Annotated in this window: 9 protein-coding genes; 3 read left to right on the top strand and 6 right to left on the bottom strand. The window is 61.7% G+C overall.

The annotated features are described in order from the left end of the window. Positions 1 to 156 precede the first annotated feature (156 nt). From M9890_02045 to M9890_02055, 3 genes are all read left to right on the top strand, one after another. Positions 157 to 744: a hypothetical protein gene (locus M9890_02045; GenBank protein ID MCO5175738.1), complete on the top strand. Its 588-nt coding sequence runs from the start codon at positions 157 to 159 to the stop codon at positions 742 to 744. A 55-nt stretch (positions 745 to 799) separates the two neighbouring features. Then, positions 800 to 3,946 carry a glycosyl hydrolase gene (locus M9890_02050; GenBank protein ID MCO5175739.1) on the top strand — a complete coding sequence of 1,049 codons (3,147 nt, stop codon included), beginning with the start codon at positions 800 to 802 and terminating at the stop codon, positions 3,944 to 3,946. A gap of 115 nt (positions 3,947 to 4,061) precedes the next feature. Beyond that, a complete protein-coding gene (locus M9890_02055) occupies positions 4,062 to 7,229 on the top strand; it encodes a glycosyl hydrolase (GenBank protein ID MCO5175740.1) in 3,168 nt (1,055 codons plus the stop codon). Positions 7,230 to 7,313: 84 nt separating this feature from the next. On the opposite strand, the gene M9890_02060 is transcribed toward M9890_02055, so the two are convergent. From M9890_02060 to M9890_02085, 6 genes are all read right to left on the bottom strand, one after another. After that, positions 7,314 to 8,594 carry a sugar ABC transporter substrate-binding protein gene (locus tag M9890_02060; GenBank protein MCO5175741.1) on the bottom strand — a complete coding sequence of 427 codons (1,281 nt, stop codon included), beginning with the start codon at positions 8,592 to 8,594 and terminating at the stop codon, positions 7,314 to 7,316. A 63-nt stretch (positions 8,595 to 8,657) separates the two neighbouring features. Beyond that, positions 8,658 to 9,518: a carbohydrate ABC transporter permease gene (locus tag M9890_02065; protein ID MCO5175742.1), complete on the bottom strand. Its 861-nt coding sequence runs from the start codon at positions 9,516 to 9,518 to the stop codon at positions 8,658 to 8,660. Beyond that, positions 9,511 to 10,362 (bottom strand): sugar ABC transporter permease, encoded by an 852-nt coding sequence (locus M9890_02070; GenBank protein MCO5175743.1) that lies wholly within the window; start codon positions 10,360 to 10,362, stop codon positions 9,511 to 9,513. The genes M9890_02065 and M9890_02070 overlap by 8 nt, the downstream gene beginning before the upstream one ends. A gap of 167 nt (positions 10,363 to 10,529) precedes the next feature. Further along, positions 10,530 to 11,753, bottom strand: a complete 1,224-nt coding sequence (locus M9890_02075) for an MFS transporter (GenBank protein ID MCO5175744.1) — start codon at positions 11,751 to 11,753, stop codon at positions 10,530 to 10,532. A gap of 203 nt (positions 11,754 to 11,956) precedes the next feature. Beyond that, positions 11,957 to 13,354 carry an amidase gene (locus M9890_02080; protein ID MCO5175745.1) on the bottom strand — a complete coding sequence of 466 codons (1,398 nt, stop codon included), beginning with the start codon at positions 13,352 to 13,354 and terminating at the stop codon, positions 11,957 to 11,959. Next, positions 13,347 to 13,574, bottom strand: a complete 228-nt coding sequence (locus M9890_02085) for a hypothetical protein (protein ID MCO5175746.1) — start codon at positions 13,572 to 13,574, stop codon at positions 13,347 to 13,349. The genes M9890_02080 and M9890_02085 overlap by 8 nt, the downstream gene beginning before the upstream one ends. Positions 13,575 to 13,698: the final 124 nt, after the last annotated feature.

Here is a 13,698-nt window from a genome sequence, read left to right on the forward strand (position 1 = left end):
ACTGGCTCAACCCGGGCGATGTGGTGAGCATTCACTATTAGGAGGGATCTGCCAGTCCTATTGACAGGTTCTCCAATTGAGGCGATGGTTCCCTGTGGGGGGGTGAGCGATGGCTCACCCCTTTTCATATCCGCAGGATGAACGGAGGATTGCCACATGCCCGACCGAATCGTCTTCTCGGGCGAGAACCCCGGGTTGACCCTCTTCAAGCCCGGGACTGAGCAGGTTATAGCCAGAGTGAGCTATTGGCGCTGCGTCTATTCCGCCGCCGGCGATGGCAACGCCACGCTGATCTGGATTGATCCCGAAGTGTCCGGCCTCGGCGACGCCGCGCCACACGCGATCTACACCGACAATCCAGCCATGGCCCGCATCGTCGCCGATCGGTTCACGCAGCACTTCGGCGGTTGGGGAGAGCTCGGCTTAGATCGTATCGAGCCGACACTTGCCCGTTTCTTCCAGGAGGGTGATGGTCGCTGGTATCACCGGGTCGTATCCAATACCGGCGACATGGTCGTCGAGCTGACCTGGTGGGATGTCATTGAGCATCAGATGACGATCCGACAGGACTATCAGGTTGGACCAACGCAGTGGGATCTGGCGACGCTCATCTGTCCGTGCAAAGAAGCGTCGATCTCGGTCAACAACATCCCGGTTGAAGGCGAGGTGCGCTGGAAGACTGACGGCGATGCGCCATCCAGCTCCGCATTCCTGGCGTTCTCGGAAACGTGGCGGGAGCGATAGCAGTCCAGTTCTCGGCGTCGAGCCGCATTGTCAGGCTTAGAGGGGAGGAGTCGACATGAACGAGGCTCTGCTGAATTCTCTCGAATGGCGACTAATCGGACCATTCCGCGGCGGGCGTGTGCCTGCCGTTGCCGGTCATCCAAATGAAACAGGCACGTTCTATTTCGGGGCGTGTGCTGGCGGCGTCTGGAAGACGACAAACGCCGGTGATTACTGGGAGAACATCTCCGACGGCTACTTCAATACCGCTGCTGTCGGCGCGATCGCCCTGGCTCCATCTGACCCGAATGTGATCTATGTTGGCATGGGCGAGACATCGATTCGCGGCGACGTCTCGCACGGTGATGGCGTCTACAAGTCGACTGACGGTGGCCAGACCTGGCAGCACGTTGGGCTGGCTGACACGCACGCTATCTCGACGATTCGCGTGCATCCAAACGATCCTGATCTCGTATATGTCGCTGCGTTGGGCCACGTCTGGGGACCGAACGCGGAACGCGGTGTGTATCGCTCGGCTGATGGTGGAGCCACTTGGGAGCAGATTCTCCACGTCAGTCCAAGGGCCGGGGCGATTGACCTGGCGATGGACCCCCATAATCCGCGCGTGCTGTATGCGGCGATGTGGGATGCCCAGCGCTACCCGCATGCGCTCCGCTCTGGTGGCCCTGACAGCAGCATTTACAAGACGGTTGATGGCGGCACTACCTGGGAGAATCTGACTTCGAATCCTGGCCTGCCAACTGGAACGCTAGGGAAGATCGGCGTTGCCGTGTCGGCGAAGCCGGGGCGAGTCTGGGCATTGGTTGAGGCAGACGATGGTGCGTTGTTCCGCTCGGAGAATGGCGGCGCGACATGGCAGCGAGTTTGCGACAACGCCGATCTCCGCCGACGCGCCTGGTATTACATGCACATCGTCGCCGATCCGCAGGATGGCGATACCGTCTATGTGCTCAACCTGAAGTTCTGGAAGTCGATTGACGGCGGTCGGACATTCACCGCGATCCCCACGCAGCATGGTGACAATCAGGATTTGTGGATCGATCCGAACAATCCGCAGCGCATGATAGAAGGCAACGACGGCGGAGCCAACGTCAGCTTGAATGGCGGGAAGTCGTGGTCGACGATCTATAACCAGCCGACCGCGCAGTTCTATCACGTCACCACCGACGAGCGCGTGCCGTATCGCCTCTACGGATCGCAGCAGGACAACACCGCGCTCTCGGTGCCGAGTTCATCCATCCGTGGCGCGATCACTGAAACCGAGTACTTCGAGCCAGGCGGCGGTGAGTCTGGCTACATCGCGATCAAGCCGGACGACAACAACATCGTCTATGGCGGTGCGATCGGCTCCGGTGCTGGCAATGGCCGGCTGCTGCGCTTCGATCAGCGGACCATGGAGACGCGGATCGTTACGCCATGGCCCGAAGTGCAGGGCATGGGCCGTGGCGCGGGAACGATGAAGTATCGCTTCCAGTGGACGTTCCCGATCGTCTTCTCGCCACACGACCCGAACACGCTCTATGCGACGTCAAACGTCGTCCACCGCACGCGCGATGAAGGCATGAGCTGGGAGGTCATCTCTCCCGATCTGTCGCACAATGACCCTGAGACCCTCGTCGCATCAGGCGGACCGATTACTCGCGACAACACCGGCGCAGAAGCGTACGGGACGATCTTCGCGTTCATAGAGTCGCCCCACGAGCCGGGGGTTTACTGGGCGGGGTCGGATGACGGTCGGGTGCACATATCGCGCGATGGCGGTGAATCGTGGGATGACGTCTCGATTCCAGCGAGCCTTCTGCCCGATCGCCCGATGATTTCAGTGATCGAGCCGTCACCGCACGATCAGTCGACGGTATACATCGCCGCGACACGGTACAAGCACGACGATTTTGCCCCGTATCTCTACAAGACGACGGATGACGGCGCGACCTGGACGAAGATCACGAACGGCATTCCGGACACGGATTTCACTCGCGTCATCCGGGAGGATCCGAATTGCAGGGGCCTGCTCTATGCCGGTACCGAAACCGGCGTTTACGTGTCGTTTGACGACGGTGCGAACTGGCAGCGCTTCAACGCCAACTTGCCGATCGTGCCGGTTTATGACCTGATGATCAAGGGTACCGACCTGCTGGCGGCAACACACGGTCGTTCGTTCTGGATCCTCGACGACCTCAGCCCGTTGCATCAGATGGACGCCACGACGGCGGATCAACCGGCCACACTGTTCGCGCCGCGTGTCACCAAGCGCATCAAGGTGCTGGGTCGCCTCGGTGATCCGTCGCCCGAGACGTACTCCTATGGTCGCGCTGGGGGCATGGCGATGACAACCCGCCAGCGCCCGAACGCGCTGGGCGGGACCGATGTGCAGTTCTTCGACGCGGGAAAGAACCCGCCCGACGGCGCGATCATTCACTACTGGCTGAAGGGATCGCCGAAGTCCGTCACCCTCACCATCAAGGACTCCGATGGCAATGCGATTCGTCACTTCAGCAGCGACGGCAGCGCCGCTGAAGGTCTGCCTGCTGAGGCGTTGAAGGTCTCGGTGGCCGATGGCGCGAACCGCTTTGTCTGGGATCTGCGCGTGCCAGGTGCTGCGCCGATCTCGGGAATCGATCCGACGTTCACCAGCGGGTTGAACCGCGATTCGTTGGTCGGACCGGTTGTCGCTCCGGGCTCGTACTCGGTCGATTTGACCGTTGATGGCACGACGTATTCGCAGCCGCTGACCATCGAGGCCGACCCGCGCGTGACCGGGAATCAGGCGGACCTTGAGGCGCAGTTCGATCTCCTGATCAAGATTCGCGACAAGATCAACGAAACGCATGCTGCCGTCGACCGCATCCATTCAATCCGCGGACAGGTGCGCCAGGCAACGAGTCGCGTTGCCGACGATGCAGCAAGTGCTGCTGGAGAGCAGATCCTCGAGCGGCTCGCGCCGATCGAGGAATCGTTGGCGCAACCACGGGCGACCGACCCGCGCCAGTTCCCCAATGGCCTGAACGACAAGCTTGCGGCTCTGCCGGGGATGATCTCGAACGCGGATACGCGCCCGCCAAAGCAGTACTACGATGTCTACGAGAAGCTTTCTGTTGAAGTAGACGAGCAACTGAAAGCACTAAATGATGTGATCGACAGCGATGTTGCGACCTTCAATCAGATGCTGGCCGGGAAGATTGCTGCGGTCACGGTTTCCTGAGCGCCTGTCTTGAGTCGTCTCGCGATACCTGCTGGACGGCTCATCTGGCTCAATTGGATAACGGTTGCCATGGCATGGCGACTTTGGGTTTATGTCGATGAGAAAGAGGGCTGCATTGACTGCAACGGAATCGTCGACCGGCAAGGTCGGCGAGAGTGTCCTGTCGTCGCTGGACTGGCGGCTAGTCGGGCCGTACCGTGGTGGGCGTGTCGTCGCTGTCGCCGGTGATGTCTCAAGCCGCGAGACGTTCTACTTCGGTGCGTGCGCGGGCGGTGTCTGGAAGACGACCGACGCAGGTGTCTTCTGGCACAACGTCTCCGATGGCTATTTCAAGACAAGCGCTGTTGGAGCAATCGCCGTATCGCAATCTGACCCGAACGTTATCTACGTCGGCACGGGCGAAACCTCTATTCGCGGCGACGTTTCGCATGGCGATGGCGTCTACAAATCGACCGATGGCGGAAAGACCTGGACGAACGTTGGTCTTGCCGACACGCGCCACATTGGCCGCGTCCGCATTCACCCGACGAACCCGGACATAGTCTACGTCGCCGCGCTCGGCCATGTTTGGGGGACCAACGAAGAGCGCGGTGTTTTCCGCACCAAAGATGGCGGCAAGTCCTGGGAGAAGGTGCTCTACAAGAGCGATCGCGCCGGTTCTCACGACCTCTGGCTCGATCCGTCGAATCCTCGTGTTCTGTACGCGTCGATCTGGCAGGCACAGCGACACCCCAACGCGTTGTCGTCCGGCGGTGAAGACTCGGGTATCTGGAAGTCGACTGACGGCGGTGACACCTGGGTCGAGCTGACCCGCAAATCCGGTCTGCCGACCGACGCAGTGCTCGGCAAGATCGGCATCGCGTCATCTCCCGCGCAGCCGGAGCGGGTCTGGGCACTGATCGAAGCGGTCAACGGCGGGCTGTTCCGCTCCGATGATGGCGGCGAGACCTGGGAGAAAGTCAACGTCGAGGCCAAGCTACGCACGCGCGCCTGGTACTACATGCATATCGTCCCCGATCCGCGCGATGCCAACACCGTCTACGTCATGAACTACAACTTCTGGAAGTCGATCGACGGCGGCACGACGTTCGAGGAAGTACCCTCGCGACACGGCGACGAGCACGACGTCTGGATCGATCCAAACGATACCCAGCGCATGATCAAGGGTGACGACGGTGGTGCAACAGTGTCGTTTGACGGCGGCCGCAGCTGGTCGACGATCCTGAATCAGCCAACTGCCCAGCTCTATCACGTGACGACCGACGATGCGTTTCCGTTCCGGCTCTATGGATCGCAGCAGGACAACTCGGCGATCAGCATCCCGAGCGCCACTGTTGATGGCGCGATCCTTGAGCGCGACTGGTTTGCACCGGGCGGTGGCGAGTCGGGCTACATCGCGATCAAGCCGAGCAATCCGAACATTATCGTGGCCGGCGCGATTGGCTCCGGTAACTTCAACGGTCGCCTTATCCGCTTCGATCGCAGCACCGACCAGTGGAAAAACATCACGGTCTGGCCAGATGTTGCCGGTATGGGCAGCGGTGCCGAAGACCTGAAGTACCGGTTCCAGTGGACCTACCCGATCTTCTACTCGCGGCATGAAGAGGACACCCTCTATGTCGCTGGTAACCACGTCTTCCGGTCGACTGACGACGGTATGTCGTGGGAAGTCGTGTCGGATGATCTGACGCGCAACGATCCGACCAAGCTCGGACCGTCGGGCGGACCGATCACGAAGGACAATACCGGCGCTGAGGCGTATTGCACGATCTTCGCGCTGGCTGAGTCAATTCAGGAAGCCGGCACGCTCTGGGCTGGCACTGACGACGGGCTGGTCAAGATCAGCAAGGATCGCGGCAAGACCTGGGCCGATATCACCCCATCGGATCTCCCCGAGTGGGCGTTGATCTCGATCATCGATCCTTCCCCGCACGACCCGGCGACGGCGTATGTCGCAGCCACGCGCTACAAGCTGGATGACACGCAGCCGTATCTGTTCAAGACCAATGACTACGGCGCGACCTGGACGAAGATTACCGATGGCATCCCTGACGGTGAGTTCACGCGCACGATCCGCGAGGATCCGGCGCAAAAGGGCTTGTTGTTCGCAGGCACCGAGACCAGCGCATACGTCTCATTCAATGATGGCGAGACGTGGGAGCGCCTGGGCGGCAACGTGCCGGTTGCTCCAATCTACGACCTGATCATCAAGGACAACAGTCTGGTCGTCGCGACTCATGGCCGATCGTTCTGGATGCTGGACGATCTCACCCCGTTGCGCAATGTCGCGGGCGGCGCTGCCGCTGGCGAAGTTGTGTTGTTTGCCCTCCCGACGAAGGTGCGCTTCTCGTTGCGCGAAGGGTTTGGCAGCACCCCACGCAAGGGCTACGCGGCCTACCAGGGTGTGAACACGAGCCAGGTTGCTTACCACGAGACCGAACGACCGGACGGCACCAAGCAGAAGGTCATGCTCGACGGTGGTGACAATCCGTTCGAGGGTGTGGTCGTCACCTACTACCTCGCATCGGAGCCGAAGGAAGCGATCGAACTGGTCGTTGTCGATAGCAATGGCGATGTCGTTCGCACCATTCGTGGCGAGCAGGCGGAGAAGACACCAACGGGCCAGATTGTCCCCGGCAAGATTGGGGTCAATCGCGTCTATTGGGATATGCGCTACGAACCGGCTGTAACGCTGGAGGGCCAGAGCCTTTCCGGCTGGGGCGCGCCGGTTGGACCGCGTGTCCTTCCCGGTGAGTACACGGTCCGTCTGACAGTTGACGGAACGGCCTACGAGCAGTCGTTGACGATCGCCCCGGACCCGCGGCTGGACACTCCCGTCGAGGCTCTGCAGGAACAGCTCGACCTGCTGCTGAAGATCCGCGACCGGTTGAGCGACACGAACAACGCTGTCACGCGCGTTCGCACCGTCCGAACCCAGATCGAGGACTGGGAGAAGCGGGTTGAAGGAACAGACGCTGCCGAATCGGTTTCGTCCGCTGGCAAGGAGGCCCGCGAAGCACTCAGTGGTATCGAGACCGAGCTGATCGACACGACCAGCGACAGCCCGTTGATGGCACCGGCGCGGCTCTTTGACAAGCTGAATGCCTTGACGGAGTTTGTCGCCAGCGCCGATAGCGCGACACCGAAGCAGGGCCACGAAGTGTTCGAGGATCTCTCGACCCGTCTGGATGACCTGCTGGAGACGCTGGATGGCATCATCAGCAGCAAGGTCCGCGCGTTCAACGACGCGGTCCAGGCTGCGAAGCTGCCGCCCGTCGGCTAGTTTGTCCAGGTTCACGGCAAGATGATGAACGCCACCAGCATTACGCTGGTGGCGTTCATCATCTGTTTCGCGAGGGTCGAAGCGTCAGCGCTTCAGAATCTCCTTCGTCTGCGTCTCGGCAGTCTGAATCGCGTCATCCAGCGACTTGGTGCCGAAGAAGGCGACGTAGATCTCCTCGTTGATGATCGACTCGATCTCCGGCCACTCCGCGATGGCGGGCAGGCTCACCAGGCTCGGGCCGAGATCGAGGAAGATCTGGCTGTTGGCCGGCGATTTGCCCGGATCGAGGAAGGCGTCCGATTCAGCAACGGAAATGAGTGACGGTACGGTTCGACCGACTTGAGCGGCAACGGTCTGCCCGCCCGGACCGATGGCGTATTCAACAAACTTCCAGGCTGCGTCCTTATGCTTGGCATCCTTAGGAATGCAGAACGCATCGCTGTGCAAGGTCGATGCCTGGGTCACGTCAGCCGGCGGCGGCGCGACATCCCACTCGAAGCCGTCGATCGAGCGGAATACCGGTGTCGAGCGGCGGCTGTTCAGCACCATCGCGATGCTGCCATCCATGAAGCGGCTGTCCGGATCCTGCGCGGTGTATGACGCTTCGTCAGGAACGACGCCATGCTCCAGGTTCAAGTCGATGAAGAATTGCAGCGCCTCGCGGGTTGTCTCGGTGTCGAAGGTGATGCTGGTCGGGTCGTTCGGATCGGCCAACAGGCCACCGCCGTGCGACCAGATGAACGGCGCGGCACGAATGATCGACGGCTCGAAGCCGAGTCCCCAGACGTCGGTCTTGCCATCGCCATCGGTGTCGCGCGTCAGCGCCTTGGCGGTCTCGACAAAGTCATCCCACGTCCAGTCGTTCGCCGGCAGCGGGACTCCAGCCTCCTCGAACATCGTCTTGTTGTAGTAGACGACCAGGCTGGACTGGTTGAACGGAATGCACTGCAGCGTATCGTCCCAGGTGAACGCGTCCATCGGGACGTCGAAGTACTGGTCGGCGCTCAGGTCGTCCGAATCCTCCAGCATCGGGCCCAGTGGCTCAAGGACGCCCTTCTCGACAAACTGGCCGTTGTGCCGATAGTTGACCAGGAAGACATCCGGCGGACTGCCGCTGGCGAACGAGGCCGACAGGCGCGAGAGGAACGTCTTGCGATCCGGGATCGCATTGAGCGTCACTTCGGCGTCCGGGTTCTCCTCAACGTAGGCGTCAATGATTGATTGATATGCCTCGGATTCCTCCGGATCTGCCCAGACCTGCCAGGTGATGGGTTCGTTGTCGGCACCACTATCACCTCCACAGGCAGCGATCAGAATAGATAGGCCGAGTAGCATCGACAGGACAATGCTGCTCCGTCGTCTCATCTGGTCCCCTTTTCCCCCTGACGGATGCGCACGTCAGGTAATACAAGAGGGGCACCTTTTCCGCTAGCGGAATGGGTTCCCCTCGTCATACTCACGCAGGAAGTGGCGCTGCGCCACGATGAAGACCGCAATCGCGGGGATGGTCACCAGGACGGCGGCGGCCATCATGAGCGGCCAGTCACTCGGATGCAACTGCTGGAGTCCCTGCAAAGCCACGGGAAGCGTATACCATTTTGGGTCATTGATATAGAGCAAAGGGTCCAGAAAATTCCCCCAATGGCGCTCGAACGACAGTACGGTGACCGCCAGTAATCCTGGTCGCACCTGCGGAATGCCGATAGACCACCAGGTGCGAAACGGTCCAGCGCCGTCGATGCGCGCCGCCTCGAACGCTTCTTGCGGAACACGGCGAAACGCCCAGAACATGATCAGGACATACAGCGGGCTGCTGCCCATCAGCCCCGGCACGATCAGCGCGCCGAGTGTGTCCAGCACTCCGAGCCACTTGTAGACCATGAACCGTGTCAGCCAGACCGACATGACCGGGACCATCAGGGCTGCGACGAGGACTGCGACAAACGCATCCCGCCAGCGCTTCGAGAGCTGCGTCATCGCGAAACCGGCCATGGACGTCGTGAGCAACGTGAGTGGCACGACGGCGATGACGACGATGGCGGAGTTGAGCGCGTAACGGGCCATCGGCACGATGCGGAAGATGTCGCGATAGTTTCGGAACGTTGCCGGAGCGGGCCACCATTGTATCTGCGCCGGTGTCGGTAGTCCGGTCGGGCGCAGCGACGCGATGACGAGCCAGACGAGCGGGATGAGAAACAGCGCCGCAACGACCGCCGCAGCGAGGGGGCGAAGGATCGACAGCCGACTGCGACGGCGTCCGGAAGCGTTGCGCAGCGTCGAGTCAATCAAAGTAGGCCAGCTTCCAGCGGCGCACGACAGCAAACTGCAGCGCGATTGCGATGCCGGTAATCAGGTAGAGCACTAATGTCATCGCCGACGCGTAGCCGAAGCGGTGGTAGTCGATCGCGTTTTGCCAGATCCAGAATGGCAGGTAGCTGGTTGCGTAATATGGGCCGCCGTTAGTCAGGACGACCGTCGCGACGAAGTTGGCCTGGAAGCTGTGAATCGTGTCGCGGAAGACAACCAGCAGGAGCATCGGTGCGAGCAGCGGCAGCGTTACCCGCGTCATGATCTGCCAGCGCCCTGCGCCGTCGATCGCCGCTGCTTCCATCATCTCGCGCGGAATGTCCTGCAGCGCGGCCATGAGTAGCACGAACCCCTCACCGAGTGTCCAGAACAGCGCGATGACGATGGCGATTTGGGCCGAGGTTCCGCCGAGCAGCCATCCGGCCGGCGCGGCACCTGACCCGCCAAACAGCGGCAGAAGGAAGTTCAGCGGGCCGAAGAGCGGGTTGAAGATGTAGAGCCAGAGCAGCACGTAGGCGATGTCGGGGACGACCGTCGGCGCGTAGACCGAGCCGCGGAAGAACGTCATCATCCTGCCGGGTCGATGCATCAGGAGCGCGAAGATGAGCGCGCCAAGCAGCCGCAACGGAACTGCCAGCACAACGTAGATGAGTGACGCCCGCAGGCCGTTGAAGAAGCGGCCGTCGTGCAGCATCTCGCGGATGTTCTTCAGGCCGACCCAGTCCGGTGAGGTGAGCGCGTCGTAGTTCGTGAAGGCGAGCGGCACGGTCATCAGCGCCGGGATGATGATGAGCAGCAACAGTCCGATCAGAACCGGACTCAGCATCGCGGCGAGTTGCAGGTTCCGGCTGCGACCGAGATGGCGACGAGGTCGCCGTTGGCGTGGCTTCGATTGTCTGGCCGGTGGGCTAGCAGTAGACAGTGACGCACTCCCCTCTGTCGCGTCCTCGACCTGGAGAGTATGTCATCTGAGGTGACCGGTGCAGTCCGCAGTCACGCATCACCTGCCGGAGCGCTCACCAGATCAGGTTGCGAAACTCTCTGTCTGGGGATGTCAATCTTCTGTGTGTAGTAGATCGACAGCAGGACGAACGCCGTGCCGAACAGGAACGGGAATTGATACCCCAGTTGCGTCCAGAGCGCCGCGCCAAAGATCGGTACGGCCACGGCGGCGACGTGAGCCCATGACACACCCATCGCCAGGCTCGGAGCGATGTCTTCTTTGCGCGCGATCTTGCGCAGGTAGGTTGTGGTCCCGATCGAGAATGTGTACAGGAAGTTGTAGCCGAGGTAGAAGAGATAGAGCATCCAGACATTCTGTGACAATGCGAAGCCCAGAAACACGACGAAGTGGCCGCAGTAGTTGATGGTGAGCATGCGCCGTTCGCCGTAGCGGTCAATGAGCCCGCCGATCCAGCCAGCGGTCCGCCAATTAATCAGCCCGGCGATGATCAGCAGCGAGGTGATGGCCAACGCGCTGACCCCGAACTGCTCGACCAACACGAACGGGGCGAAGGCGAAGTAGATCTCCTGCCGACAGCCATCCAGGAACGACAGCAGGTAGTACAACCAGTACTCACGCTTCAGCATCAGCTTGCGCGAGGTGTCGCGTTGCTCGTCAGCATCGACAGGGAAGCGCAGGACCGTCACAGCTCCGATCACCGCGCTGACCCCAGCCACCACAAAGACAACGCGGAAGATCGATCCCTGGACGCTTTCAAGGGTCTCGGCCAGACGACCGGCGATCAGCAACGTCATCAGGACGGCGATCATGCCCAGCATACGACCGGCAAAGCCGACCGAGCTAATACGTCCGAGGACGCTGCCTTCCTGCCCCTGTTTGGCGATGCTCAGCCCGAGAGCGTATTGCATCTGCATCCACGAGTGGAAGCCGATGCTGCCAACGACGGCGGCGATGATGACAGCCGTAAACGTGTACGTCAGAGCAAACGATGCATAGCCGATACCCATGATGAGCAGAGCGAGGGCCGTCGCCCGGGCAGCACCGAGGCGCAGCAGGATCGCGGCGACGAAGGCCAGCAGAAAGCCCGGCAGCTCACGGAACGCAACGAGATAGCCGTTTTGCGCACCATCCATGCCGATCTCTTCCCGGAAGAAGTTCGGCGACACGGACTGGTTGAATCCCATTGAAAGGCTGACAGAGAACGCCGTGATTGCCAGGATGACGAATCCCCGTCGAAACTGTTGGTCAGACATGCCCACTCGCGCGATTCCTCCCCCTGCACACGTACGATTCGGCAGCGCTCACATCGTGTTCGTGAACGCTGCCGAATTGAAGGTTGCGTTGTGCGTGTGCGAACGGCGGATACGCCGCTGTATCGTACGGGCCAGCTCGGCCCAGTCAGGACGCGGTTCGCATGATCACTCCGACGGGATGGTAGGCGCGAGCCGCTGTTGCGTCAATGTGCTGGCGTTTCGACTTCCGGCGCTTGCCGCCCATTCCACGGGCCATCGCGTTCGATGACGCGGGCTGCACGGAAGACGAGCGACTCCATCCACGGGCGTCCCACAATTTGGGTCGCGACCGGGAGATTGTTCTCGCCGATCCCGACCGGCACGACCATTGCCGGCCAACCGAGGGCGTTGAACGCGCCAGTGAAGCGGGTGTTGCTCTGCACGACACCAATCGGCGGTGCTTCGTGCGGCATCCCCGGCAGGATCAGCAGATCCAGATCGGCCACGCGGTCTGCAACCCGCTCGCGCAGGATTGTGCGCGCCTGTTGGGCGCGGACAAACGTCATCGGCGAATAGGCATAGGCAACGAGCATGCGATCGCGGGCGAAGTCGCCGAGCTCATCGAGGCGATGCTTGAGGAACTCCTCGTACGCCGCCGCGGCCTCGATGACGAGGATCGTGCCGTAGAGTGCGGAGAGTGCCGACACTTCCGGGATGGCGATCTCGACCAGCGTTGCGCCTGCATCGGCCAGCGCTGCCGCGCCCGCCTGCAATCCCTCCAGGACCGCCGGTGTGCCCATCGGGCCCGCGCCATCGTCGGTCAGCACGCCGATCTTCAGGCCACTGACGCCCTGCTCGATGGCGGCCGGGTAGTCATCGACCGGCACGCGGCGCGTTCGAGGATCACCAGCGTCGTAGCCGGCCATGGCTTGCAGCATGATCGCCGCGTCGCCAACGGACCGACACATCGGCCCCATATGATCGAGTGACCACGAGAGCGTCGCTGCCCCACGACCGCTGGCCCGTCCAAAAGTCGGCTTGATACCGGCGATGCCGCAGAGCGTCGAGGGCATGCGGATCGAACCGCCGGTGTCGGAGCCGGTCGCGCCGAGCACGAGTCCGGCGGCGACGGCAGCGCCCGAGCCACTGCTCGATCCGCCGCTGTCGTGGGCATGATTCCACGGATTTGCCACAGGGCCGTAATGGGAGTTGTTCGACGCCGGTGAGAAGGCGAACTCCGGCATATGGGTCTTGCCGACGATGACAGCGCCAGCGGCATCAAGCAATCGCACGACTTCGCTGTCCTCAGTCGCCACTTTGTCGGCCAGCACGCGAGAACCTGCCGGCGTCGTCTCGCCCTGCATGTCCATCAGGTCCTTCACCGCCAGCGGGATACCGTGGAGCGGCCCGCGGTAGTCGCCGCGACCGATGGCCTCCTCGGCTGCTCGCGCCTGGGCGAGCGCACGATCCGGTGTCGTCGTCCGGAAGGCGTTCAGAACCGGGTTCGTGCGCTCAATCTCCGCGAGCGACGCTTCTGCCAATTCGACCGGCGACACCTCGCCGCGCTGAATGAGCGCCGCGACCTCGGCGATCGACTTCCGAAGGAGTGCACGATCAGCCACGATTCGCCTCCTTCGCTGGTGCTGCGATCAGCGGGTCGAGATAGTCAGGAATCTCAACGCCGGTGACGATGTCGTCGATCATTTGCTCGACGGCCAGCGCGCGGGACAGGAAGCCGCGTTCGGCAGTGCGCTGAATGTCCTCGTCTGAAATAGCAATTCCGGCCGACTTTGTCGCCGCTTTCCAGCGCTCGATCATGGCCTGTTCTCGCTCGTCAGTCATTCACCCCCCTGCTCCTCTGAACTACTCCGGTAGCGCAATTGGCGTATCGTCTCGATTACCCCACTCGCCGAACGAACGGTCGTAGTTCGCAACGCGGTCGTACCCCATCAACGTCAGGACAAAC

The organism is Thermomicrobiales bacterium (assembly GCA_023954495.1).
Lineage (GTDB): Bacteria > Chloroflexota > Chloroflexia > Thermomicrobiales > CFX8 > JAMLIA01.